The sequence below is a fragment of the Halomonas sp. V046 genome, assembly GCF_052645355.1.
In genome coordinates this window covers 1-25,455 of record NZ_JBQXYF010000014.1, presented here as the reverse complement: position 1 = coordinate 25,455, position 25,455 = coordinate 1, and the positions used below count along the sequence as shown (strand labels likewise).

The window sequence follows — 25,455 nt, the reverse complement described above, 5'->3', positions numbered from 1 at the left end:
CTAGTCGTTGGGCGGCACGGCGACGCGCTGGCGGAAATCGTCTTCGAAACGCTGGGCGATGCGCTGCTCGATGTTGGGGGCGCTACGCTGAGCCGTCAGCAGTTCACCCGCGTGATTCGTACCGCCCTGATGGTCCGCCGCGGGCCGAGAACCCGGGGGCAGGTCGGACCCATGGTCGGACTGCGCCATCAGGGCCTCGCCGCCGGCCAGGCGCAGGGTCGGGCCGCCCGGGGTCGGCGAACCGGGATTGAGCGTTCCGGGGTGGCGGATCAGTTCGGCGACACTCGGGAACAGCACCACCAGTTCGATGCGTCGGTTGATCGGGTCATCGGCCGCGGTGTTTGGCATCACCACCTGGTCGGCCAGGCCCGCGACCCGCAACAGCTTGTCGGCGTCGAGCCCGCCGCCGACAAGCTCGCGTCGTGACGCGTTGGCTCGGGCGGCAGAGAGCTCCCAGTTGCCGTAGCCGCGGGTGCCGTTGAGATACGCCAGGCTGTCGGTGTGGCCACTGATGCTCAGGTCATTGGGCAGCTCGTTGAGCAGCGGCGCCATGGTCTCCAGCAGCGCGTGCAGGTAGGGAGCGACCCGGTCGCTGCCGAGGGCGAACATCGGTCGCTTCTCGTCATCGAGCAGCTGGATGCGCAGGCCTTCCTGGGTCATGTCGAAGCGCAACTGGTCGCGCAGGCCGCGCAGGTCGGGGTCCTGCTCGATGGCGAGCTCGATGCGCTCCTGCAGATCGCGAAAGACCCGCCGCTGGCGCTCGCTGGGGCGCGTCTGGATGCGCACATCGATGCGCGTCTGCTCGCCCTCGATGCTGGTGTGATCGGGCCCGCCACCGGGAATCACCTGGGGGCTCATCGCCTGGCTATCACCATTGGTCAGGGCGGTCAGCAGCGGCGTGCTGAAGTAGTCGGCGACCCCTTCGCGGGTCTCGCGACTCGACGAGGACAGGATCCACATCACCAGAAACAGCGCCATCAGGGCCGTCATGAAGTCGGCCAGGGCGATCTTCCAGCTGCCGCCATGGTGCTTGTGCACCACCTTCTTGCGGCGAATGATGATCGGGCGACGGTTGGCAGCCTGGCTCATGCGCCACCCGCACTCGACTTGGCGTCACGCACGTATTCTTCCAGCTCGCTGAACGAGGGGCGCTCCGAGGTGTGCAAGGCCTTGCGGCCGAACTCGACGGCAAGTTGCGGCGGATACCCATGCAGGCTGGCCAGCAGGGTGACGCGCAGGCACTGGAGCATCTTCACCGACTCGCCGAGTTGACGCTCGATGCGGCTCGCCAGAGGGCTGATGAAGCCGTAGCCGAGCAGGATGCCAAGGAAGGTGCCGACCAGCGCATGGGCGATCATCACGCCCATCTCTGCGGGGTCCGCCGCGGTCACGCTCAGCGCCTTTACCACCCCCATGACCGCCGCCACGATGCCGAAGGCCGGCATCGCATCGGCGACCTTGGAAATGGCGTCCGCGGGGATCTGGGCTTCCTCTTCGAAGACCTCGATTTCATGCAGCATCAGTTCGTCGATTTCCATCGGATCCATGCTGCCGGCGACCATCAGGCGCAGGTAGTCGGTGAGGAAGTTCATGATCATGGGGTCGGCAAGCACCTTGGGGTACTCACTGAACAGGGCGCTGTCCTGGGGGTTGTCGATGTCGCGTTCGATGCCGAGCATGCCGTCGCGACGGATCTTCGACAACAGGCGGTATTGCAGCGCCATCAGCTCCATGTACAGGGCCTTGTCGTAGCGCTTGGAGCGACGCAGACGCGGGAAGATGCGGAAGGTGGCCTTCAGCGCCTTGCCATTGTTCGAGGCGATGAAGGCGCCGAGGCCGGCGCCGCCGATCATCAGCAGCTCGGTGGGCTGGAACAGGGGGCCGAGGCTGCCGCCGGAAAGCACGAAGCCCCCGAAAACCGACAGCAGCACGACCAGAAATCCAATGGGTATCAGCACAACCGAGATCCTTTTCAGGCAGTAAAAGCGTTCTGAAAAGGTTATCGGCGAGTCGGCGGAGGACTTGAGGGTAGAAGAGCCTGGGCAAAGCCGGAAACCCGAAGAGGGGGCAGTGCCGGGCGCCCAAGGCGGTGGGGTGGCTCGTATCACGCCTCTTGGCGGTGTTTACCACACCCGGCGAGCGCCCGAGGGCTCGCGTTCCGATCGGGTCTGGCGCGCCGGGACACGCACTCTTCCGCGCCGTGGCGACGGGTTGGCGTGTGACGACGCGCCTTGTCGTCTCGCGGTCAGCCGCGCTGACAGCGGATGATCGGCGTTTCGCGAGGCGCGGCGATTTGTGCCGCTCGGCGCCGGGTCTTGCCCGCGCGGGAGGGCGGCTGGCAGATGCCGCAGACGTAGTGCTGGTCCGGGGTGTGGGCGTGGGCGACGAAGTGGCCTTCGCAGCGGGTGCAGGTCGATTGCTGCAGCAAGTCGCTTTCGAAGAAGCGAATCAGCGTCCAGGCGCGGGTCAAGCCGAGCACCGGCTCGGCGGCGTCGACGTCGACCTGTTCGGTGTACAGTCGGTAGGCCTTGACGAAGGCTTCCATGCGCTCGCAGTTCTGCTGTTCTTTCAGGCGCTGATAGAAGGCGTAGAACAGCGACGAATGGATATTCGGCAGCCAGGTGATGAACCAGTCGGTGGAGAACGGCAGCATGCCCTTGGGCGGTGACATGCCGCGCACCTCCTTGAACAGTCGTATCAGGCGCGCCCGGCTCAGGTCGGTTTCCGTTTCCAGTACCTGCAGTCGAGCACCGAGCTCGATCAGGTCGATGGCGAGCTGCACTTGCAGCATCTCGCCGACGAGGCTCTTCGACGCGGTCATCGCTTAGCCTCCCCTGGCATCGGTGGTCGCCCTGGACGTCGCCATCAGCAGCGACGAGTGGAGGTGGGCCAGGCCCTGCTCACGCGGATTGTCGGTGACCTGGCGCAGCTGCTGGGCGTTGCCGATGCCGAGATGGCAGATCAACTGATTGGTGCGCGACAGGCGCGTCAACTGGCGGGCATTGAGGCTTGCCAGGACGTCGGCCTGCTCGTCGTCGATCTTGAGGCGGAGCATGGCGCTGGCACGGTCTTCGGCCAGCAGCCGCTGAGAGAGGAGAAGATAAGCGAGATTCAGTTCCTGAATCTCGTCGACCAATGTGGTTGAACTCATGGGATCCCTGCCTTGATGTCGTTATCCGCCGATCGCCGCCGGCGTGTTGGCGCAGACACTGGAGGTGTTCGATGACAATGGAGTGTCGGCGCCGGGCAAATTGTGAACAGCCGTATTGTCGATCGAATACAGTGTCTCGCAATGCCCGATAAGCATAACTACCTCAACGCTGGCTGTTTGATGTGCATCAATAATCAACGAAATGCTTATAAAACACACCATTATGCCTGTTTTTAATCCCAATTAAACTTAGGTATATTCGTTTCTTAACATCTGTTCACCTAGTGTTACTCTAGTTTGGCATGCCGTCGCGGGATTTCAGCTCCGCGACCCAGATCAGTAATTCGGCGATGACCTGGTACAGGCGCGGCGGAATTTCCTCATCCAGGCGTAACTGCATCAGCAGGCCGACCAGCGCCGGCTCGTCATGGACGAAGATGCCCTGGCGTCTGGCCTCGTCGATAATGCGTTCGGCGATATCCCCATAGCCTTTTGCGACGACGCGAGGGGCGTCATCGCTGTCGCCGTAGGCCAGGGCGATGGCCTGGCGTCGTTGCGGGGTGGGGTCGCTCATGAGGGCTCCTCGTCGTGACGTTCGACCACGCTCAGCACCACGCTGTGAAAACCGTGCCCTTCGAGGCGCTTGCGCAGGCTGTCCAGTTGGCCATCGAGGCGTTCTCTGACCACGGTATCCCGGGCCGCCAGGGTCAGTGACAGCCGGGTATCCCCCATCATCGCCACCACATCGAGCCGACCGAGACCGGCGACGTCGAGACTCAGCTCGGAGCGCCAGCCGGGTTCGTCGTCCGGGGCAGCATTGCCGTCGTCGTGACCGTGGGGGTGGCCCCCGCCGCGCTCGTCCCGCTGCAGGGGCTGAATCAACAGCGCCATGAACAGGCCCGACCAGACGTCGCCCTCCCAGCGTAGCAGCGGTGCCGCCAGCAGCTCCAATTGATGGCGCACCAGAGGCGCCAGGGATTCCGACAGCGCCTCCGCGGTGGCCATGCTCGCGGCAGGGTGGGCGAGGCTGGCTTGGGAGACGCTGTTTTGGGACAGGGCATGGGGACCAGACGCTGTGCCAGGCGGGCGCGGGTCGCTGCCCGTGCCGGGTGCGCCGTCGGCCGCGGCGTTCGCCCCGAGTATCGCTGTCGTCGTTGCCCCGAGGGGCCCCGCGGTCAACGGTGACCCCTGGGGCACGAAGCCGGCGGGCAGCGTGGCGCGCCATGGTGCCCCGCCGCTCGTCGTCGCCATGCCCGACGCAGTGCCAACGGCCCCAGAGCCATGCAGGGCGCCCGGTGGGCCGCCGGGGGCTCGGGCCAGCGGCGTGAAGCGCAGCGTCAGCCACATCTGCGGCTCTCGGGCCAACTGTTCGCGGCCGATCTCGCCCTTCATCCAGCGTCCCAGGTGGGCTTCGTAGAACAGGCCGCTGTCGCGGATCGTGCCCTCGAGGTGCTGAGCGAGCCGTGCCGCCGCCGCAGACGATGCCGATGATCGGAGCGTCGCGGCGGTGGCGAGGGGGACGCCGGTGGCCGAAGCGCTAGCAGCCGAGGTGGTGGTACCCGCATCGGCCCCAGCACCGGCTGCCGTCGAGGCGGCGGCTGTGCCCGCTGCCAACGGCGTGAACGGCGTGCTCAATAGTGGGCGTGAGGAACGTAGCGTTTGTTCAGGGGCGGGGTAGCGCAACAGCAGGTCGGCGATGCGCTCGGCAGAAGCGCTGAGCCGAGTCTGCGATGACGGCGCCGCCGATTCGCCCCCGGGGGAGGCAAGCGGCTGGCCCGGGAGACCGCTGTGGCGGGTCAGCGGTGCGGTTTGCCCGGCCGTGCTGCGGGCATCCAGGCGTGAGTCGCTGTGCAGGGCATTAGGCCCCCGGCCAGGATCGATCGGCTTGACCGGGGCATTGACGTCCTTGGCCGCGGGCGTATCGACACGCTTGCCCAACACCTGATGCAGCAGGGAGTCGATCAGCGGCGTGATGCCGCTCACGCAGAGTCCTGACCGAAGCGGCTGGCGGCATTGACCACTTGGCCGCCGGCGTAGACGCGATTGAGGTCGCGCTGGCGCCGGGAGGCCTGGATCAGGCCGCCGAGGGCATCACGGCGCTCGACCAGACGCTGACGAATGGCCAGATCGTTGTCCAGGATCTGCTCCAGCAGCTCACCCAGGCGACGTTGACTTGGGGCATCCAGGTCGTCCATCGGCAGCGTCTGTTCGAGCTGGCCGACGGCGATCACGTAGTCCGACTCCTGGCCGATCAAGGCCTCCCACTCGGCGGCATCGGCCAGGTCCAGCATCTGCCGGGTGCGGCCAAGCAGGGACTCGTAGCTCTGGATAAGGCTGATCTGTTGCGATGCAACAAGCTGCTCGTCATGGCGGGACATGGCAACCTCGTTAGGTGGGAGTGGAGCCGATGTCACGCCAGGCCGAGGCAATATCCTCGAGCAGGCGTTCGGCTTCATCGAGGCTAGCCTCGTCGTTATGCAGGTTGGCATGGATCAGGCGCCGCGCGATGTAGTCGTAGAGACCATCCAGGCCGCTTGCCACCTCACCGCCGCGTTCGCCGTCCAGGGCCGCGCGCAGGCCGCGGTTGACGATGTCCAGCGCCTTGGAGATGGCCTCGCCCTTGGCCGCGACACGGCCGTCCTGCAAGTGCAGGCGAGCGGCACGAATCGAGGCCTGGGCGCCATCGAACAGCATCACGATGAGCTGGTGCGGGCTGGCTGCCATCACCCCGCTCTCGACGCCGACGCGGGCATAGGCGCTGGCGCCTCGGCCGGCGCCAGGTCCATAGCCGCCTGCGGCCTTGCTATAGGCACCCGCAGGGCTGCCGTAGATGCCGCTGCCTCCTGGCATGGTGGACATGGTGTGTCTCCTTGTGGGTCGGGCGACGAGCCGGCGACGTGTGCCGGGCCTTGGCCTGCGGCGTTGAGTATTGGGGCAGCCACTGCAGGCTTGCCAGTGACTGCCGGTTGCCTGGTCAATACGCTGAGTGTGATCGAGGCTTGCTCAGCGCCAGTGCGAGTTGCCGTGGGTGACCGGTCGCTCCCGGGCGCTAGTGAAACTACCGGGAGCGACAGGCGTCTCTGGGGGCTTCTCGGCACGTAATGGGATCTATCGGTCGCTATTGAGAGTTCAGCGCATTCAGGGCATCGAACTGTTGTGTCAGGTAGCTGCTGGTCTGGTTCATGTTGGCGATCAGACTGTCGAGCTTGCCGAACTGGGCGCGGTAGCGCTCGACCGTGGCGTCGATGCTTCTCTCGGTGCTGGCGTATCGATCGACCAGGCCCTCCATGCGGGTCTCTAGCCCGCTGGTGGCGTTCTCGATCAGGCCACCGTCGTCGAGCATCGCCGCCAGGCTATCGCCAAGCGCATCGGCCAGGCCCGGGCGTTCGGTGGTCGAGTCGCCGCCGCTGCCGGCGAAGAAGCGCTGAAGATCATCGCGCTGCGTGCTGATGATGTCGTCGAGGCGGTCGTTGTCGAGCTCCAGGGTGCCATCGAGCTGCAGGCTGATGCCGATATCGCTCAGGGTGGAAAAGGCCCCTTCCGCGACGCCGCTGGTGAGGGCGCTGCGCAGCCGGGACTCGACGCTACGCAGGGTCGAATCCCCGAGTAGCTCACCGGCGGTGCCGGCCTCGGCATTGAAGCTGCTCAGGTCGCCCATGCTGCCCTTGAGATCGTTGTAGCTCTTGACGAATCCTTGCACCGCTTCGCGCAGGGCCAGGTTGTTGTGCTCGACCTTGACCGTGGCGAACTCGTCCTCAGCGTGGGTCTCGGTGAGCGACAGCGTCACGCCCTCGATGGCCCCCTTCACCTCGTTGGACTGACTGGTGATGGCGATGCCGTTGACCGTCAGGCTGGCGTCCTGGGCGGCGACGGTTTGGCTCATGGCGGTAAAGTCGAGCTGCGTCTCCAGTGTCTTGTCGTCGCCGGTGGCGCTGAATGTCATGCCCGTGAGGGTGGACTGGGTGCCGGTTTCCTTGCTGGTGAGAACCAGTTGATAGGGCGTGTCGCCAGACCCTGTATTGACGATGGAGGCGCTGACGCCGGCATCGGAGGCGTTGATCGCATCGCGAATGCCTTCGAGCGAGCTGTCTTCCTGGGTGATGTCGATGGCGACGGTATCGTCGCCTACGGTGAATGACAGCGTACCGCTACCGAGTTCGTCCTCGCGGCTGGCGAAGCCGCCGGTGGTCATCGACTGGGCCCGGGCGAGGCTGTCGACGTGGACGCTGAAGTTGCCCGGCTGGGCGCCCGAGGTGATGGTGGTGCCGACGCCATCGCCCTGGCTCGATGCCGAGAGGCTCGCGTAAAGCTCGGGGTCGTTGAGCTTGGCGACGGCATCCTGAAACTTGGTCATGGCCCCTTGCAGGGTGCCATAGGCGGAAATCTTGGCTTCATAGCTCTTCTGCTGGGCCATGATCGGTTCCAGCTGCTTGCGTTCGGCGGATTCGAGCTGGTCGAGCAGCCCGTTGAGGTCGAGGCCGGAGCCGATGCCAAGCGAGGAGATTGAAGCCATGTCAGAGTTCCTTGTGGGTGGTCATAGTCTGCCAGCGTTTGCCGGTGCCAGTGCCTTGAACAGACACCACTCAGGCCGATATATCGCCTTATCGGCCGAGGCTGGGCTTCCTTGAATGTCGTGGCGTCGTGGCTCAGGCGCCGACGGCAATTTCGCCGCTCGGGCGGCCGAGATCGGCGAGCTGCGAGCCGGTGAGGATCGCGCCGGTGAGCGGGGAACGGGGCATTTCCGTGGGTGGCGTCTGGCTCGTGTGCAAGCAGATTCGGCTCGGCCTTCCCTGGTCGTTGAGCCCTAGCACCCAGCCGAGATCGCCCTCTTCGAAGCGTACCAGTGAGCCCACCGGGTGCAGCCCAAAGCGCTGGATGTAGCGCTTGACCCAGGCGCTGTCGAACTTCTCGGGGTGGTCGACCAGATAGCGGTAGATGGCCTCGATGCGCCACGCGGCACGATCGATGCGTTGGTGACGCATGGCATCGACGGCATCGACCACGGCGCTGGCACGCGCCAGTTCACGAAGCGCGTCGGCGTCGAGGGCATTGGGATAGCCGCTGCCGTCCAGGCGCTCGTTGAGTTGGCAGGCGACGGCCTCGAACACGCTATCGGCGAGCCAGCGACAACCACGCATGCGCTGGCGCAGCAGGTCGACATGGCTTGCCAGTTGCCGGCGTTCTGCCTCGCCGAAGGTCGGCACCAGGGCGAGGGACTCGGGTAACAGCACCTTGCCGAGGTCATGGATCATGGCGCTGGCGGCCATGGCTTTGAGCAGATCGCGTGGCAGCTTGACGCCGGCCAGGTCGACCAGCCTCACCGCGACGGCGAGGCCATGGCGCACCGGCCAGGACTCACGGGTCAGGCAGCGCAAGGCGAAGAGTACCGCCTCACGATCCTCTTCGAGTAGCGCCAGCAGGCGGTCGGCCTGTTGTGACAGTTGCGCGCCATCGATATGGCCGCCGTGGACGAGTTCGAGCGCTTGGGCGTCCAGGTAACCCGCGACCAGGGCGAGCCGAGCGGTCATCGGCGTCGGGTAGGGATCCGATTGGCGACGACCGAGGCTCGCCTGGCTGGCTTCCGAGGCGAACTGGAACAGCGTCGACGGAGGGCGGCGTGACTCGAGTCCCTCGCCGATGCGGGCCGACTCGCGCTCGATTTCGGTCACCAGCCGCCACAACTCACGCTGCTGGTCCACGGACGGATGGCTGAAGTGGAAACCGGATCTCACCACCCGGCGTTCCTGCTCGATGCGATAATGCTGGGGGCTGCCCTTCACGGCCAGGCGGGTGCCATCGGGAAAACACAGGGTCAGGTTCAGTGGCAGTTGGGTGGAGCGCAGCAGGCGTGCCGCCGGTTGCGGCAGGATGAGCTGACAGCCGTCCACCGAAAGATCCAGCAAGTCGCCCTGAAGGAGTTCGCTGTCGCCTTCGCTGTCGCCTTCGCTGTCGCCTTCGCTGTCGCCTTCGCTGTCGCCGACGCTGACCTCCGCCGCTGCCACCATGCCCAGGCGCAGCCGGGCACGAAAACTGGCGCGTCGCTGGAGTCGTTCCAGATGCAGTGGGTAGTCGCAGCGCCAGCAGCGCTTGTCGTCATTGGCCGCGATGAGGCCACCGAGGGGCGGCGTGCGGGTCAGCTTGCCCTCGCTGTGGCCGGTCAGGCGAAACGACTCACCACGGGCGAGCAGCGGTACCACCTCGCGCACAGCATCGAGATTCAATGTCAGCGAATCGCCATGCTCAAGTGCCTGAATCAGCACCGGAAAAGGCTTGCCGGTCTCCTCCATGACCAGCGTGGCCCCCTGGGCCCCACCGAGGGCATCGAGCAGGCGTGCGATTTCTACCGGGTTGTTCACCCGCTCATATTCTTCCTTGTCCACCACCCCTGTCTCCTGTGCGCGTGGCCCACGGCTATATCGACGCTATCGGCGGAAACGGCGGCAGCTTGAGCGCGACGGCAGGAAAACCCGCGGTGGCTCTGCGCGTCGACGCTGTCTTGGTGGCGGGACCGCATCGATGCGCAGCGGACGTCGGCGACCCGATGCGGGTGGCGTGATGTCCTCGGCGCGTGGGCATCACGCGGTCCCGGTTCCTGCGTGCTGAAGAACCGCTCCAAAGCTCTGCCCTGACGAACTGCCTTGAAGAAAGGCCCTGAAACGGGGCGCCAGCGCCATCGGTCAGGCCGCTACGCCTTCAGCATCCGCAAGTACTGCCTGACCACCACCGCGTTGTTGTGGCGCTCATCCTTGGAGGCGAAAACCAGCGTCAGTGGACCGCGGCCGGCGCTGGTGAGCACGTCTCTGAGTTCCTCGCGACAGGCCTTCAGATCGGCCAGGTAGCGGCGCCGGAAATCGGCCCAGTCGAGTTCGCCGGCATGGAAGCGCTGGCGCAGCTCATCACTGGGTGCGATCGCCTTGGGCCAGGCATCGATGGCGGCGTCCTGCTTGGCGACCCCGCGGGGCCATAGGCGGTCGACCAGGACGCGATAGCCGTCGGCGACAGCGGCATCATCGAACGCGCGTTTCAGGTAGATCTCCATGGTCTCCTCCGTGCTAGCTGGCGCCGTCGCGTGACGCCTGTTGCGGCGGTGGGTTGCCGACGGGCGCAGCCGTTGGTGTTGTCGTGGCGGGAGCTCAGCCGTCTGAGCCGTTGGCCTGTGTCAACGACAAGGCCTTGCTGGCCTCGTGCTCCTCCAGGTAGCACTTAAGCTGGGGCAGGCTCATCGGTCGCGCCAGATGAAAGCCCTGGAAGGCATCACAGCGGTTGTGGCGCAGAAAGTCCAACTGGGCCTGATTCTCGATGCCCTCGGCCACCACCCACAGGTGCAAGTGGTGAGCCATGGCCAGAATACCGCGCAGGATAGCGGCGTCCTCGCTGCTGTCCGGCAGGCTCATGATGAAGGTGCGGTCGATCTTCACCGTCGTGATCGGTAGACGCTTGAGGTAGCCAAGGCTCGAGTAGCCGGTACCAAAGTCGTCAATGGCGACGCCCACCCCCAGCGCCCGGAGGTCATGAAGGGTGTTGATGGCCGCCGTGGTGTCATGCATCAGGATGCCTTCGGTCAATTCGAGCATCAGTTGGCTGGCGGGAAGGCCGGTGTCGTCGAGGGTCTCCTTGACCGTATCCAGGAAGTTGGCCCGCCGAAACTGCAGCGGCGAGAGGTTGACCGATACGGTGATAGTGCTGCCTCCCGGGCCGTACAGGTGCCGCATGTCGGCGCAGGCCCGTTGCAGCACCCAGCGATTGATCGGAATGATCTGGCCGGTCTCTTCGGCCAGGGGGATGAACGCACTGGGCGCCAGCGTGCCGCGCTGCGGGTGGTGCCATCGCAGCAGTGCCTCGACGCTGATGATCCGACCATCGCGGCCGAAGAGCGGCTGGTAGTACAGCTCCAGGTGGCCGGCATCGATGGCCTCCTGCAGGTCATGGCGCAGGGCCACCCGTTCCGAGACGCCCCGGGTGATCTCCTCGGTGAAGTACTGCAGCGCATTGCGCCCCTGATGCTTGGCGCGATACATCGCCATGTCGGCCCTTTGCACCAGCTGCATGGGTTCCTCGATGGTCTCGTCGCTGACTGCCACGCCGATGCTGGCGGTAATGTGCAGCTCATGGCCGTCCACCCGGTAGGGCTTGGCCACCATGGGCAACAGGCGTTCACCGAGCACCAGGGCCTGGTCGGGGTGGGGCAGGTCGGGCAGCAGCACCACGAACTCGTCGCCACCGAAACGAGCGATGGTATCGCCGGGGCGCAGGGCATCGGCCAGGCGTCCGGCAATCTGAACCAGCAGTTGGTCGCCCACCGCATGGCCGAGGCTATCGTTGATCGGCTTGAACTCGTCCAGATCGATGAACAGCACGCCAATGCAGTGCTTGCGGCGTTGGGCGAGGGCGAAGTCGTGGCGCAGGCGATCCTCGAACAACGCGCGATTGGTCAGCCCGGTGAGGGCGTCGTGGCCCGCATGGTAGGCCAGGCTCGCCTCGTAGGCCTTGTGCTCGGAAATATCATGCTGAACGCCGACGAAGTGCGAGATCTTGCCGTTGGCGTCCTTCACCGGGGAAATGTACAGGTCGTTCCAGAACACCTCGCCGTTCTTGCGATAGTTGCGCAGGGTGGCGCGAACCTCGTCGTTGTTGGCCAGCTGGCGGCGGATGCGCTCGACCACGTGGGGCTCGGTTTCCTCGCCCTGCAGGAAGCGACAGTTGCGTCCTAGCACCTCGTCCTCGGTGTACCCGGTCATGCGCATAAAGGCCGGGTTGGCGTAGACGATGGGCAGGCCGGAGGCCGTGGCATCGGCGATCACGATGCCATTGATGCTGGCCTCGACACTGCGCTGCAGGATGCGCAGGCGCATCTCGTGGCGATGGCGCTCGGTGACATCCTTGGCGATGCCATAGGTACCGCGTATTTCGCCGTCGATGATGATGGGCAGATTGGTGATGTCGAGAATCCTGCGCCCCAGGCGGGCGTTGATCGGCAGGGTGTAGCTGGTCGTTTCGCCGCGCAGGGTCTGGTTGACCTGGGCGCGCACCCAGCCACGGTCGGCCTCGTCGACAAACATCTCGTAGTGCTGGCCGACGATGTCATCGACGGGGACGCCGGTGAGTTCGGTGCAGGTGGCGTTGGCGGCGATGAAGGTGCCCTCGCGGTCGATGGAGTACACCGCGTCAGGGTTGTAGGTGAACAGCGAGCGGTAGCGCTGTTCGCTTTGCCACAGGGCGCGGCGGTCTTGATCGCGCTCGATGGCCAGCGCCGCCAACCCTACCAACCCCTCCAGCTGTTCGATATCGGCATTGGTCGGCGCCATGGCCTGACGAGAATAGGCCGACAGGGTGCCGAGCAGGCGACCATCGCTGGCCAGCACCGGAAAGCACCAGCCGGCCTTGAGGCCGGCCAGCTGGATCTTGTCCGTGTAGTCGGCACAGCGGGGGTCCAGGGCCATGTCCTCGCTGGTCAGCAGACTTTTGGCATGGGCGGCACTGCCACAGATGCCATTGCCGTGGCCTATCGGCACAGTATAGATGCCCTGGCGCAGCTCCTCGGGCAACGATCGGCCGGCCGCCAGGGTCAGGCTGTTGGTGCGATGATCGGCCACCATCACTACCCCCATCGCGCCGGGAACCTGGGTTTCCAGCAGCCGACACACCGCCTCCAGGGTGACGGCGAGGGGGGCTTCACGCGCCACCATGGACTGGATAGCCTGGTGGCTTTCCAGGCGCGACTGGGCCTCGACCAGGCTCTTGGTCTGGCCCATTAGCAGGCGCATCAGCGCCAGGCTCAGGGCGAGCAGGTAGCTCATGGCCAGGCCGATGAGAGCGATCAAGGCCGGTAGTGTGCCGGCCATCCACCATTCGCTGTCGGGGCCAGGTATGGCCGTCAGGGAGAGAGTGTCGCCACCGCCGAGGGTCAGGGTCTTCGTCGCCAAGCGCGGCATCAGCGGGTCATCCAGGGTTTCACCGCGCTGATGCAGTGACCACCAGGGTCCCTCGCGACGCTTCACGACGACATCGATGTCGTGGTTGGCCAATGTCTGGCCGCTGCCGAGCAGGCTCGGCAGCGAGAGCGAGGCCACCAGGGCACGGTCGCCATCGATGGCCGAGACCATCAACGCCGGGGTATCGAAGGGCCGAGGGGGGAGCCACAGCATCACGCCATGCTCGCTGGCCGCTCGCCTGGCCTTCTCGATGCGGTTCAGCACCGCACCGGCGGGCCCTGCTTCGAGGGGCGGGTGCCACCAGCGGAGCCGGTCACCGCCGACCACCGCCAGCGCCTCGAGGCCATCGACGTCGCGAAGGTAGAAATCGACCAGGCGCTGCTCACGGCCATCGAGAATGCCGTTATCCACGCCTTCGTCAATGTCCTCATTGACGCCTTCGGGGAAGCGTTCGTTGACGCCCAGGACTGGGAGGCGCGGAACATCCTGTTCGGTCTCGAAGGCCGGCCCGCCGGAGAGTCCCTGGCGCATCAGACTGCCGGCGATGCGGTCCAGCCAGGTGCGATGGCTGGTCAGGTTCTGGGCCAGGTGCTCTTCCATCGAATCCAGCGCGTGCCCCGCATCGACCCTGACGTGGCGCTGGTGGGTGTCGTTTAGCGTTAGCCACGCCAGGCTGCTGATCAGTACGCCGGCGCAGGAAGCGATGATGGCGGTTCGCTCCAGGTGCAGCGGGCCCCGGCCCTTGCGCGCTGCGGCCACGCACGACGCCGAGCCGGCGAGAAAATACAGCAGGCAGACCGCCATGGGCGACGTGCTGCGGGTCACCTGCCAGACCCACGGGGCCTGGTGTGGCACCAGCAGCCAGACGCTGAAGACGACGCTGGTGCCCGCCAGGGCGGCCCCCGAAATGCGCCACCAGCGGCGTCCCAAGGCCGTACGGGTACCAAGCACCAGCGCCACACAGGCCGGCAACAGCGACAGCGCCGCCCAGGAGGTCAGGCGTGGGCCCCGCGTCAGCAGCGAATAGACATCGCTCGGCGCAGCCGCCAAGGCGTTGTGGGTCAGCGAGTATAGCGCCAAGGCCAGCAGCGCCAGGGCCGTGGCCACACGGCCACGCCGACAGCGCTTGGTTTCCAGCAGAATGCCCAGGCCGCCGATAAACGCCGCCAAGGCGGCATCGGGCACCAGCAGCGGCTGGGACACCGGCATCACGATCCAGTGGATAAGCCCCGCCGCGCCAACCAGCAGGAGACCCGCCGTGGCCATCAGCAGCCAGGTATCCTGGGCGATGTCACGAAGATTGATCGGCATGGCCAGCCGTTACCCCCTTGTCTTGCCCTTCCCTGGGCACCAGACGGTCTGCCGGTGTGCGCGAATCAGCATTGATTGCACCTGGCAGAATGGCACGCGTCAGCGTTGACAGGCGCGGATACTGATCCACTTTCCCTTTTCATCAACCTCGATGCGATAGGTCCCGCGTACTCCCTCCGCGGTCATCACTCGCCGGAGTGCTTCCGCCGGGAAAGCCACCCGGCGGCCGTCCAGGCTCCTGGCCACCACCTGGGAGTAGCGGCCTTCGTAGTACTCCAGGCACTCCCGAGCGGAGAGGTTCAGGCGAATATCGATGTCCGGCAACGTCCATCCTCAGGGCAAGATCGGCTCCGCGGTGGTGCAAAGTCGGTTCGAGAGTGTTTGATGTAGCAAAATTAACCAGCCTATAGAGTACGCCAAGGGTACTAGCTGTTGGATGAGGATGCTGGTGCCGGCATACACAACCCCTGGGCGCGGACTGGCTGGCTTGGGTGGCCAGGGCACGGCCCGCGAGAGACGGGGCTAGCGAGAGACGGGGCCGGCCAGGCTGGCCCGTCTCGGCCCGCGCGGAAAGATTTTGTTGCGCCAGGCTAAAGCTTTTTTCGAATCCACCGATAACAGGGGTAACGGCCAAAGGCGCCGTTGCGGCAGGCCCAGACGGGGCAGGCCAATGGAGCCCTCAACTCTTTCGGGAAGGATTTCACCATGTCCGTGATCAATACCAACATCACTTCGATGATCGGTCAGCAGAACCTCAACGCTTCCAAGAGCGAACTGACCACCTCCATGGAGCGCCTGTCCTCCGGCCTGCGCATCAACAGCGCCAAGGACGATGCCGCAGGCCAGGCCATCGCCAACCGCATGAGCGCTCAGATTACCGGTCTGTCCACCGCGCAGCGTAATGCCAACGACGGTATCTCCATCGCTCAGACAACTGAAGGTGCTCTGAACCAGGTCAACGACAACCTGCAGCGTGTTCGTGAGCTCACCGTGCAGGCGCAGAACGGTACCAATTCATCGTCTGATCTTTCATCCATCCAGGATGAAATCACCGCACGCCTTGATGAGATTGACCGTATCTCCGAGCAGACCGACTTCAACGGTACCAAGGTACTGGATGGTTCCAAGACCACCATCGATATCCAGGTAGGGTCGGAAGATGGCCAGACCATCACCATCGATTTGCAGAAGATGGATGCCGAATCATTGGGACTCGATACCTTTAACGTTTCGTCTGGAATCAATGTCACAGATGTGGCTGCTGCTTCGACAACAACTAAAGCGGCCACTTCGATTGATGCCACAGGGCTCGACGAATCAACTCTGGGTGATGGTGACGGTTCTTTCGGTGCTGTTCAAACGGACGGTAATGGCAATTACTACGTAGAGCTGACTGGCGATACTGATACGGCGGGTGCTGGTGTTAATGCATACTATGATGTTGCAGTTGCATCAGATGGCACTGCCACGCTTGGTTCCAAGTCTGCTGCTCAGCCTACCCCCGGAGACTTAAGCGCCGCAACTGACCTTGGTGATAGCCAAGTTTTCACCGGCGATGATGTAGATGCAGGTAATCTTTATGCCTATTCGGGTGCTGAGGCTGACGCACCAGCATATGTGGTTAAAGATTCATCTAGTGGCGAGGATGTTTATTACGAAGCGAAAATTGCTGACAATGGATCAGTGACACGTGGTGATGAGCTTTCTACTTCACCGGCTACTGAAGACCCTCTGGCTGCATTGGACAGTGCCCTGAGCGATGTGGACAACCTGCGCTCCGACCTCGGTGCCATCCAGAACCGCTTCGAGTCTGCCATCACCAACCTGAGCACCAACGAGACCAACCTCTCCGCCGCCCGTTCGCGCATCGAAGACGCCGACTACGCGGTGGAAGTGGCCAATATGACCCGCGCCCAGATCCTGCAGCAGGCCGGTACCTCCGTGCTGGCTCAGGCCAACCAGGTGCCGCAGTCTGTGCTGTCCCTGCTGGGCTAAGGTCGGGATTCGACGATCTTCAGGGTGCGATTGGCGGCCGGGTGATGGACTTATTCTGGGCTTGTTCTGGAGTTATTCACCCGGTCGCCTTGATGCCCTTGCTCCTTCCTGAGACGTGCCATTGCCTGGCCGGCTCGACCCCGACGGGCGCCTTATGGCGCCCGTCGGCATGTTCGCCTGACACGTTCGTCTGGCATGTTCGTCTGGCAGGAAATCAACGATATGACATTGCAAACCGTTGCTATGGCTCGTGAGATGAGTGAAACAGACCTTAAGCAGGTCTTCGATGAACTGCAGCAAGTGATCGAGCAGGCCCGTGGGCTACTCGATCGCTTCGAGGCCGCGGACATGGCCGAGGTGCTGGATAAGGACTATCAGGCCACTCTCGATATCCACGCCGAGGCCCTACGCCAGCAGGTGGCTATTGGTCGGTGCTGGAGCGACGACGTTGACGCTTGAGTGTTTGATGGCTTCAGAGCTTTGCTTGGCCGTAGATCTATCGAGAGGTCGTTGGTTTTTTTAGCCCTGTTCTGGAACGTCTCTAGGCGCGCAACACCGCCATCTCCTGAGCCTCACTTCCCCCCATAGCGCCGTAGTCGCCGCATCAGCCAGGATTGGGTCACGCCCAGGCTGTCGGCCGCCTTGCGGGTGCTGCCTTCACTGTCCAGTGCCTGAAAGATGGCGGCTCGCTCGATGGCTTCCAGGCGTTCGGGTAGCGGTTGGTTGTCGTCTGGTTCGACTCGGTCACCTGGCACAGAGGCTGAAGCGGGGGCCATGCCCGGGTCCAGGCTCAGGTCGTCGGCGTTGATCGATTCGGTGACGCAGAACACGCTGGTGCGCTCGAGCAGGTTTTCCAGTTCGCGCACGTTGCCTGGCCAGTCGTGGCGGGCGATGACCTTTAGTGCGTCGCGCTCCAGGCGCAGGGGCCGTTTGTGTCGGACACTGATGTTGCCTAACAGGTGGCGGGCGAGTGGCAGGATGTCTTCGCGTCTTTCGCGCAGGGCCGGCACGCGGATCGGCACGATGTTGAGGCGGTAGAACAGGTCGGCGCGGAACTCGCCGCCGGCGACTCTTCGTTCCAGGTCGGCGTTGGTGGCGGCGACGATGCGCACATCGGCTCGGGTCGGCTTGCCGCCCAAGGGGTGGTAGAGCCTTTCCTGCAGCAGCTGCAGAAGCTTGGGCTGCAGGGCCAACGGCAGTTCGCCGATTTCATCCAGAAACAGGGTGCCGCCCTCGGCCAGGGCCACGTGGCCTATGCGGCCGTCGCGGTTGGCGCCGGTGAAGGCGCCGCGCACGTGGCCGAACAGCTCGGCTTCGAGCAGGGCCTCGGGAATGGCGGCGCAGTTGACGTGAATCAACGGCTTGTCGTGGCGGGCGCTGTGCTGATGCAACCGATTGACCAGCCAGCTCTTGCCGACGCCGGTCTCGCCGGTGAACAGCACCGTGGCCTCGCTGCCCGCGGCGCGCTCGACCAGTTCCAGGCAGCGCCGGTAGGCCGGACTGCTGCTTAGCGGCGTGTCACGATCCTCGTGTACCACCTGCTCCTGACGGATGCGTTTTAGCTGATGCATCACGTAGTCCAGCAGGGCCTGGGTGGTATCGGGGGAGCGCGAGGCGAGCACGTCCTCGTTAAGATTGCGGGTCTGGACCACCACGGCGTCGGGCTCGCCATCGTCCTGCCAGGCCGGTGCGGTGCCCTCGGCGGCGTTGTTCGCTGTGGCATTTCCCTCGGCGGCAGGGCTCTCTGTGGCATGGCTCTCTGCGGCATTGCTCGCCGAGACCCCGCTCGCCGACGAGCCCTTGGCCGCGGCGCCATTGAGCGAGAATAGCCGGCCGTTGACCAGATAGTCCTTGCCGCGATAGCGGTGCACGACGCTGACCGGGCGACGCTCATCGATCACGAAACGGGTCACCGAGGGCGAGAACACGCCTTCGGCTTCCAGCTGGTAGACATCGCTGGAATAGAGGTGCTCTTCGCTGCAGTCGAGCTGAGCCAGGCTCGCGCGGTTGACCCACAAGGGGCGGCCCTGCAGGTCGGAAATGAAGATGCCGTCCTCGAGGGCATTGAGGATGGCCAGCAGTTGATCGTGCATGGGGAGGCCTGGGTGGGGCATCGCGATTCCGGGCGGCAGGGGCGTGGGGCCCATCTTCCGCCCGGCTCGCGGTGCTGTAAAGCGAAGGGAGCGCCGGTGATCAGAGCCCCAGCTTGCTGAACAAAAAGCCCCACAGGGCCAATGCAATGGCGACGAACAGGACCATGACCAGCCACACCTGGCGGTATTCGCGGATCAGCTTGGCCGCGCCATTGTCGCGAGCGAGGAAGTCGCGGATGGTGCTGTCGGACATGCGCTTCTGCTTGAGGTCATCGAAGGTCTCGAGCTCGTAGGCGCTGGGGCGGCTCGCCAGGCCGACGCCGATCAGGGCGATGGTGCCGAGCACGATGGCGACCATCAGGTTGTCGACGTTGGCCGGCAGCGTGATCAGGTCGTGGCGCTTGAGTTCACCGACCACGATGAAGCTGATCGAGCCGACCAGCATGCAGGCCAGGGCCGCGTTGGCGCTCATGCGGCGCCACTGCAGGGCGGCGACGATGGTCGGCAGCCACGCCACGGCGAAGATGGCGCCGGCGTAGATCGAGATCCAGTAGATGCCGGCGGGGCGCGAGATCGCCACGGCGCAGACGACGATCGCCACCAGGGCCTGGGAGATACGCCCCAGCATGACGCCCTTGCGCTCGCTCACTTCGCGATCAAAAAGCTTCTCGTAGAGATCCCGGGCCAGGGCGAAGCCGGTCAGCACGAACAGCGTCGAGGCGGTGGACATGATCGACGCCATGAGGCCCGCGAGGCCGATGCCGGCAAGGGTAGGGTTGGTGTGTTCCATGAAGCCGACGATCATGGCGCGGTCGGTGGGCTCGATGCCCGGCTGCAGCACCTGCATGGCACCGGCGGCGAGGAACACCAAGAGCTGCATGGCCGGGGCGAAGAACACCCCGATCACCGCCACCTTGAGGATCACGAAGTCGTTCTTGGCCGGGAACACCCGAGACACCAGCGCCGGGGTGCAGGCGAAGAACAGGATCCACACCAAAAACTGCGAGATCGACCAGCCCAGCGGACGGTCATCGGCGCCGCCGAGGGTCCAGAAGCCCGGCAGGGTCTCGCTGAGCCCCTTCATGGCCTCGAAGCCGGCGTCACCGATCAGCATCGGCGCGATGATGAAGGAGATCGCCAGCATGGTGAAGAACATCATGGTGTCGGTGTAGACCACGCCGTACATGCCCGACAGGCTGCAGAACACCATCAGCGCCAGGGTGAAGGCGACGATGATCACCGGGAAGGGCACGTCGATGATCTCGGCCAGCACGATGCCGGCACCGATCAGCTGGATGATGCCGTAGCCGAGCAGGCCGACGACCATCAGGATCAGGGCGACCACGCTAACCCACTTGTTGTTGAAGCGGTAGTCGAAGAAATCCATCATCGTGCGGCAGCCCATGGCCTTGAGCTTGCGGCCGACGTAGACCACCGCGATCAGGGTGCCGATCCAGGCACCGAAGGAGCCAAGGGCGCCGATCACCAACGGTCCTTCGCTGTAGGAGATGCCGGCGATGCCCATCAGGGTCACCGCGCTCAGGAAGGTGGCGGCCAGAGTACCAACGATCAATAGCGTCGAGCCCTGCTCGCCCATCACATAGAAGTCGTCCTTGTTCTTGATCAGGCGCGCAAGCGAGGCGGCGACGATCACGTAGGCGGCCAGCACGCCGAAAAATATCCACAGGGTCATTGTCATTACTCTCGTGAAGTGGGTTGGCGGGCGTCAGTGGCCGTCGTCCTGGCGGTCGGACGTGCTCGAGGTCGATTTGCCCTCGGCCTGTTCGCGCTTCAGGCGGCGAATCGTCGGGCGATACTCGCGAATCAGGATGGCGCCGACGATGACCACCGACAGGGCCGTGGTCAGGAAGGCGTTGGTGAACAGCAGCAGAACGTGAGGATTGACATCCATCGGAGTGCCTCTTGTCGGTGTGGGGAGTGCGGCTCGGGACGCAGTCAGTCCGCCTGGCCGCACCAGTCGATCAGCGTCAGGGCCATGATCTCGGCCACGTCGAAGACGTCGTCGAGGCGAATGTGCTCGTTGGGAAAGTGGGCAAGCTTGGTGATGCCTGGACCGAACACCAGCGCCGGAATGCCGTATTGGGTCATCAGCCCGCCGTCGGTGCCCCAGGGCGACGCCTGGATCTTGGGCGCGGTTCTCTGTACCTGAGTAAAGGCGCTGGTCAGGCTCGTGACCAGCGCATTGTCCAGATCGATGCCGCCGGGCTGCCAGCAGGCGCCGTAGAACTCGATGGCGACCGGGTGCTCGGCGAACCAGGCATCCTGCCCTGCCAGGGCGGCCATGGCATACGTCAACGCCTGTTCGGCCTGGTCGACGGTCTCGCCGGGGCCGACGCCGATGCGGCCCTCCAGGGTGATCTCGTCGGGCACGCTGGAGGGCCAGTCGCCGCCTTCGATGCGTCCCAGATTGATCGGCAGCGGAATCGGCACGTCCTTGTACAGCGGGTCATCGAGGGCGGCGTTGCGCTCGCTTTCAAGGGCCTGGATGGCCTGGATCACCGCCACGCTTTTTTCCAGCGCGCTGACGCCTTCGTAGCGGGTGCCGCCGTGGGCCTTGATGCCCTCGACGCGCAGCCGGAACCAGCGCGAGCCTTGCTGACGCGGGAAGATCTTCTGCTCGGTGGGCTCGGGGATCAGCGCGGCGTCGGCGCGATAGCCGCGTACCAGCGCGGCCAGGGTGCCGGCACCGCCGGCTTCTTCCTCGATGACGCTCTGCAGGATGACGTCACCCTTGAGACGAACGCCGAGCTCCTTGAGGGTGGCCACGGCAATAAACGATGACAGGTTGCCACCCTTCATGTCGGTGACGCCGCGACCGTACAGGCAACCGTCGATGACCTCGCCGGAATAGGGGTGCTGGTGCCACTGGGCGTGATCACCCTCCGGCACCACGTCCACATGGCCGTTCATGATCAGCGAGCGACCGCCACCGCTGCCCTTCCAGGTGCCGACGACGTTGGGGCTGCCGGTAAAGTCCTGTCGCGGGCTGTGAAACAGCGGATTGTCGCGCAACTCGTCGATGTCGATGTCCCACATCTCGGTGTCGAGGCCGAGGGCCAGGTACAGGTCGCGGATCTTGCCCTGGTGACCGGCTTCCTGGCCCGACAGGGTGGCGTCGCGCACCCAGTCCTGCAGCAGTGCGGTGTACTCGTCGCGGCGCGCCTGAATCGCCTGGTGAATGGCGCCGTGAAGCGCGTGCTGGTGATCGGTCGAGGCGGTCATGGGCGTCCTTGTCGTTTTGTCGTTGAGTGGAGGCGAGAAACGTTGCCGCGTCGTTGCTCTGGTGCTCTGCCGATGATTGACGGTATCGAGCCGGCCTTGCGTCGGCCACTGAGTCGAAATCGGTTCATCTGAGTCGATATCGGCGCAGACTCGCCGCGACGCAGGTGACCTTGCCTCGCGGCGGGCTGCTTCTTGCGGGCGGCTGTTAGCGATTGGCCCAGGCCACGACGGCGTCGCACAGCACCTGGGTGCCGAGGGCGCAGTGCTCGGGGGAGGCGTACTCCGCTTCGTTGTGGCTGATGCCATCGAGGCAGGGCACGAACAGCATCGCGGTGGGGGCGACGTGGGAGACATTGACCGCGTCGTGGCCCGCGCCGCTCATCATCTGCGGGGCCTCGTTGCCGCGAGCCTTGGCGGCATCGCCCAGGGTGCGGATCAGATCGTCGTGAAAGGGCGTTACCGGCGAGTGCCAGATGGGCTCGATATCCACGCGGGTACCTTCCCGTTCGGCCGCGCTTTGCGCCAGGCGAGTGACCGCAGCGTCGAGCTCGCTCAGGCGCGTCTCGTCGACGTGGCGCAGGTCGAGCTGCACCTTGACGGCGCCGGGCACCACATTGCGTGAAGGCTCGATGACGCTGAAGTCGCCGACGGTCAGTCGGGCATCGCGGTCGTCACCGAGCTCGTCGCGCATGGCCTGGATAAAGGCCGTCGCCGCCAGCAGGGGGTCATGACGGTAGGACATCGGCGTGGGGCCGGCGTGCACGGACTGGCCCTCGAAGCGCAGGTCGTACCAGCGAATGCCCTGAACGCCGGTGACGATGCCGAGGGGCTCGTCGGTTTCCTCCAGCACCGGGCCCTGTTCGATATGCAGCTCGAAATAGGCATCAAGCTCGGGGCTGCCGAGGGCGGCGTCGCCGCGCTGGTTGGTGGCCTCGAGCGCTTCACTGACGCTGACGCCCTGGCTGTCCTTGGCATCGAAGAAGGCGTCCTGTGCCAGGCGCCCGGACCAGACGCCGCTGCCGGCCATGGCCGGCGAGAAGCGGCTGCCTTCCTCGTTGGTCCACACCACCAGGGTCAGGGGGCGCAGGGTCGTCACCTGGTGGTCATGCAGGGTGCGTAGGGTCTCTAGCCCGCCGAGTACGCCTAGCACCCCATCGAAACGACCGCCGAGGGGCTGGGTATCGAGATGGCTGCCGATAGCGACCGGCGCCAGGCTGTTGTCCTGGCCCGGGCGCAGGATAAACAGGTTGCCGGCCTCATCCCGGTGCCAGGTGCAACCGAGAGCCTCGACCCAGTCCAGCAGCAGCCGGCGCCCGGCGGCATCTTCATCCGATATGGCCAGGCGACGGCTGCCGCCATTGGGCGAAGGGCCGACCTTGGCCATGTCCATCAGGGAGGACCACAGGCGTTCTGCGTCGATATCGAGGGGTGTGTGGGCGGAAGAGAGCGAAGGCATGGAAGGCTCCTGGACTTGTTGTTGGTGATAATCCAGTTAAGCAGGTAGCGTTCCATGATAAGTTTTATTAAAGAAAAACAGAATCTTGAAGTTTTTTTATGAAGTAAAGAAATGCCTGTCGCCAGATATGAGTCGATATCGACTCATATCTGCCGCCTGCTGGAGCGGGCGGTTCGTTGTCGACAGGGATATCGTCACTGCCACGCATCATTGGTGTTCTGCTGATGGGCTTCGACAATGACGTTGTGGCCCAAGGCGGCTAGCGCGCTGACGACGCCATCGACTCGAGAGGCGTGGCCTGGATTCACGAGCCGTCGGACGGCCCCTTCGGATAAGCCCAGTCGTTCGGCTAGGACGACGTTCGAGATACGCTCGGCCTTCATGGCGGTTCGCAACGCGAGCTTCGTAGCCACAAGAGGGGGGACGGGCACTAGATGGTCATTTGGTTCTGCTTCTGACGGAAAGGGTAGGGGACGACCTTCGAGAGAATACCTGGCTAGGCAAGCACCGAGCGTTTCGCTCATTTTTTGCAAGGCTTCCGCCAGGTCTGCGCTGTTCGTGAGTGCTTCGGGCACGTCTCGAGCGATAGCACGGTAACGGCCATCATCGCCATGTATGACATGGATTGGGTACACGTAACGCATGGTAAGCCTCTTGCCGGCAACCGGGTTTACATCAAGAGTCGTTGGACCCTTCGCTTCAGTAACCCAGCACCAAGTCCTTTTTATGATATTTCAGCTTGGCGAGTCGCTACTCGCAGTAGGAGTCGTCAAGGTTGGGTTCCCTGCTCGTGACAATCACCCAAATTTTATTTCTAAATTTTTGGTCTGTCATTTTGTTTTTTGGTTGTGCTTCTTGTTTTCGTACATATATGTTCGATCGTCGAGATGAGTGTCTTGGTTTGAGCTTTAATCGTGATTACAATTTGAAACATTGGCGCATTTTGTTTGAATGGTCAATGTAATGACTGGGATTTTGTTTCTTTTATATCATGATCTTAGCCGTATTTTTTTGTGGAGAGCTCTGGTTTTTTTGTAATGAAGCGTATCGAGTGGTGCTTTGTCAGAATATGTGAGTATTCTGATTTGTAGGGGTGATCAGGGGGCGCCTGCTTATCGTTAGATGAGCGTTTAGTAAAACAAATATTCTTATGCGGCGATGAGAAATGGATGTCAAAACCACTCAATTGAACGCCAGTTTCGGTGACGCCACTCCATGGAGCCTGGAGGGGGATTTGATCATCGAGACACCGGCCAAGGTGCTTCTTGATCTATCTCCTGACGATATCCGCCACCTGTCCAAGGACGGGGATGATCTCGTTATAGAGACTGCGGATGGTCACACTATAACGATAGTCGGCTTTTACATCGACTCAGGGAATGGTCCTAGCCAGCTGTATTTGGCGGGTGACGACGGTGAGGTTGTTTGGGCTCAGCTCGGTCCCGCCAGCGATGGCAGCGTGGCTGTCGCCGAGTACGTTCCACAAGGTGAACTGGCTGATTTCAGCCTGGTGACGACAGAGTCAGCGGAAGCGTCAAACTCCGATGGCATCGCAGGATGGGCAATCTTGGGCGGGCTGGGGGCTGCTGGCGTAGCCGCTGCAGCGTCGTCAGGAGGAGGCAGCAGCGACGGCAATGATAACGACAATGGTGTCGTCGACAGCACCCCTCCCGATACCGTGGCACCCGATGCCCCAACGAATGTCGTCGTGAGTGATGACGGAACCACCGTCAGCGGTAGCGGCGAACCCGGGGCCAGCGTCACGGTGACCGGCCCGGACGACACCGTGCTCGGACAGGGCACGGTGGGCGACGATGGCACGTTCAGCGTGGTGCTGGACGAGCCCCAGCTCGACGGCGAAGCCCTGGAAGTGACCCAATCGGATGGCTCAGGCAATGAGTCTGCCCCCACCGGTGCCACGGCACCCGACACTACTGCACCCGATGCCCCAACGAATGTCGTCGTGAGTGATGACGGAACCACCGTCAGCGGTAGCGGCGAACCCGGGGCCAGCGTCACGGTGACCGGCCCGGACGACACCGTGCTCGGACAGGGCACGGTGGGCGACGATGGCACGTTCAGCGTGGTGCTGGACGAGCCCCAGCTCGACGGCGAAGCCCTGGAAGTGACCCAATCGGATGGCTCAGGCAATGAGTCTGCCCCCACCGGTGCCACGGCACCCGACACTACTGCACCCGATGCCCCAACGAATGTCGTCGTGAGTGATGACGGAACCACCGTCAGCGGTAGCGGCGAACCCGGGGCCAGCGTCAC

At 64.0% G+C, this 25,455-nt stretch carries 22 protein-coding genes and 1 pseudogene; 4 read left to right on the top strand and 19 right to left on the bottom strand.

Going from position 1 to position 25,455, the window contains the following annotated elements; all coding sequences use genetic code 11:
- From motB to ACUN9Y_RS17730, 13 genes are all read right to left on the bottom strand, one after another.
- Positions 1-1,089, bottom strand: a complete 1,089-nt coding sequence (gene motB, locus ACUN9Y_RS17790; RefSeq protein WP_445462060.1) for a flagellar motor protein MotB — start codon at positions 1,087-1,089, stop codon at positions 1-3.
- Positions 1,086-1,958: a flagellar motor stator protein MotA gene (gene motA / locus ACUN9Y_RS17785; RefSeq protein ID WP_445462059.1), complete on the bottom strand. Its 873-nt coding sequence runs from the start codon at positions 1,956-1,958 to the stop codon at positions 1,086-1,088. Before motA ends, motB begins: the two co-directional genes overlap by 4 nt.
- A gap of 287 nt (positions 1,959-2,245) precedes the next feature.
- On the bottom strand, positions 2,246-2,821 hold the full coding sequence (gene flhC, locus ACUN9Y_RS17780; protein WP_445462058.1) for a flagellar transcriptional regulator FlhC: 576 nt from the start codon (positions 2,819-2,821) through the stop codon (positions 2,246-2,248).
- 3 nt (positions 2,822-2,824) lie between these two features.
- On the bottom strand, positions 2,825-3,151 hold the full coding sequence (flhD, locus tag ACUN9Y_RS17775; protein ID WP_445462057.1) for a flagellar transcriptional regulator FlhD: 327 nt from the start codon (positions 3,149-3,151) through the stop codon (positions 2,825-2,827).
- A gap of 292 nt (positions 3,152-3,443) precedes the next feature.
- Positions 3,444-3,725 carry an EscU/YscU/HrcU family type III secretion system export apparatus switch protein gene (locus ACUN9Y_RS17770; RefSeq protein WP_445462056.1) on the bottom strand — a complete coding sequence of 94 codons (282 nt, stop codon included), beginning with the start codon at positions 3,723-3,725 and terminating at the stop codon, positions 3,444-3,446.
- Positions 3,722-5,134, bottom strand: a complete 1,413-nt coding sequence (gene fliK, locus ACUN9Y_RS17765) for a flagellar hook-length control protein FliK (protein ID WP_445462055.1) — start codon at positions 5,132-5,134, stop codon at positions 3,722-3,724. The genes ACUN9Y_RS17770 and fliK overlap by 4 nt, the downstream gene beginning before the upstream one ends.
- Positions 5,131-5,529 (bottom strand): flagellar protein FliT, encoded by a 399-nt coding sequence (fliT, locus tag ACUN9Y_RS17760; RefSeq protein WP_445462054.1) that lies wholly within the window; start codon positions 5,527-5,529, stop codon positions 5,131-5,133. The genes fliK and fliT overlap by 4 nt, the downstream gene beginning before the upstream one ends.
- A 10-nt stretch (positions 5,530-5,539) precedes the next feature.
- Positions 5,540-6,001 carry a flagellar export chaperone FliS gene (fliS, locus tag ACUN9Y_RS17755; protein ID WP_445462160.1) on the bottom strand — a complete coding sequence of 154 codons (462 nt, stop codon included), beginning with the start codon at positions 5,999-6,001 and terminating at the stop codon, positions 5,540-5,542.
- A 268-nt stretch (positions 6,002-6,269) separates the two neighbouring features.
- Positions 6,270-7,664 (bottom strand): flagellar filament capping protein FliD, encoded by a 1,395-nt coding sequence (fliD, locus tag ACUN9Y_RS17750; protein ID WP_445462053.1) that lies wholly within the window; start codon positions 7,662-7,664, stop codon positions 6,270-6,272.
- Between the two features lie 133 nt (positions 7,665-7,797).
- On the bottom strand, positions 7,798-9,531 hold the full coding sequence (locus tag ACUN9Y_RS17745; protein WP_445462052.1) for an HD domain-containing phosphohydrolase: 1,734 nt from the start codon (positions 9,529-9,531) through the stop codon (positions 7,798-7,800).
- Between the two features lie 305 nt (positions 9,532-9,836).
- Positions 9,837-10,190: a DUF488 domain-containing protein gene (locus ACUN9Y_RS17740; RefSeq protein ID WP_445462051.1), complete on the bottom strand. Its 354-nt coding sequence runs from the start codon at positions 10,188-10,190 to the stop codon at positions 9,837-9,839.
- Between the two features lie 94 nt (positions 10,191-10,284).
- Positions 10,285-14,394, bottom strand: coding sequence for an EAL domain-containing protein (locus ACUN9Y_RS17735; RefSeq protein WP_445462050.1), 4,110 nt, complete (start codon positions 14,392-14,394; stop codon positions 10,285-10,287).
- Positions 14,395-14,493: 99 nt separating this feature from the next.
- Positions 14,494-14,718, bottom strand: coding sequence for a DUF2835 domain-containing protein (locus tag ACUN9Y_RS17730; protein WP_445462049.1), 225 nt, complete (start codon positions 14,716-14,718; stop codon positions 14,494-14,496).
- A gap of 381 nt (positions 14,719-15,099) precedes the next feature.
- Here ACUN9Y_RS17730 and ACUN9Y_RS17725 point away from each other — a divergent pair, with 381 nt between their 5' ends.
- Complete coding sequence (locus tag ACUN9Y_RS17725; RefSeq protein ID WP_445462048.1) at positions 15,100-16,389, top strand: FliC/FljB family flagellin; 1,290 nt, start codon at positions 15,100-15,102, stop codon at positions 16,387-16,389.
- Positions 16,390-16,611: 222 nt separating this feature from the next.
- A complete protein-coding gene (locus ACUN9Y_RS17720) occupies positions 16,612-16,848 on the top strand; it encodes a hypothetical protein (protein ID WP_445462047.1) in 237 nt (78 codons plus the stop codon).
- 113 nt (positions 16,849-16,961) lie between these two features.
- On the opposite strand, the gene ACUN9Y_RS17715 is transcribed toward ACUN9Y_RS17720, so the two are convergent.
- The 6 genes from ACUN9Y_RS17715 to ACUN9Y_RS17690 form a co-directional block, all read right to left on the bottom strand.
- Complete coding sequence (locus ACUN9Y_RS17715) at positions 16,962-18,482, bottom strand: sigma-54 interaction domain-containing protein (protein WP_445462046.1); 1,521 nt, start codon at positions 18,480-18,482, stop codon at positions 16,962-16,964.
- 100 nt (positions 18,483-18,582) lie between these two features.
- Positions 18,583-20,181 carry a sodium:solute symporter family protein gene (locus tag ACUN9Y_RS17710; protein WP_445462045.1) on the bottom strand — a complete coding sequence of 533 codons (1,599 nt, stop codon included), beginning with the start codon at positions 20,179-20,181 and terminating at the stop codon, positions 18,583-18,585.
- Positions 20,182-20,208: 27 nt separating this feature from the next.
- The gene (locus tag ACUN9Y_RS17705; RefSeq protein WP_445462044.1) at positions 20,209-20,394 is read right to left on the bottom strand and encodes a hypothetical protein; all 186 of its coding nucleotides are present in this window, start codon (positions 20,392-20,394) and stop codon (positions 20,209-20,211) included.
- A 44-nt stretch (positions 20,395-20,438) separates the two neighbouring features.
- Positions 20,439-21,725: a peptidase gene (locus tag ACUN9Y_RS17700; RefSeq protein ID WP_445462043.1), complete on the bottom strand. Its 1,287-nt coding sequence runs from the start codon at positions 21,723-21,725 to the stop codon at positions 20,439-20,441.
- 205 nt (positions 21,726-21,930) lie between these two features.
- Positions 21,931-23,181 (bottom strand): M20 family metallo-hydrolase, encoded by a 1,251-nt coding sequence (locus tag ACUN9Y_RS17695; RefSeq protein WP_445462042.1) that lies wholly within the window; start codon positions 23,179-23,181, stop codon positions 21,931-21,933.
- Between the two features lie 194 nt (positions 23,182-23,375).
- Positions 23,376-23,564, bottom strand: coding sequence for an AsnC family protein (locus tag ACUN9Y_RS17690; protein ID WP_445462159.1), 189 nt, complete (start codon positions 23,562-23,564; stop codon positions 23,376-23,378).
- 782 nt (positions 23,565-24,346) lie between these two features.
- Here ACUN9Y_RS17690 and ACUN9Y_RS17685 point away from each other — a divergent pair.
- Positions 24,347-24,610, top strand: a pseudogene (locus ACUN9Y_RS17685) (BapA/Bap/LapF family prefix-like domain-containing protein); the annotation flags it as partial.
- A gap of 279 nt (positions 24,611-24,889) precedes the next feature.
- A partial coding sequence (locus tag ACUN9Y_RS17680; RefSeq protein WP_445462158.1) for an Ig-like domain-containing protein occupies positions 24,890-25,455 on the top strand: 566 nt, incomplete at its 3' end.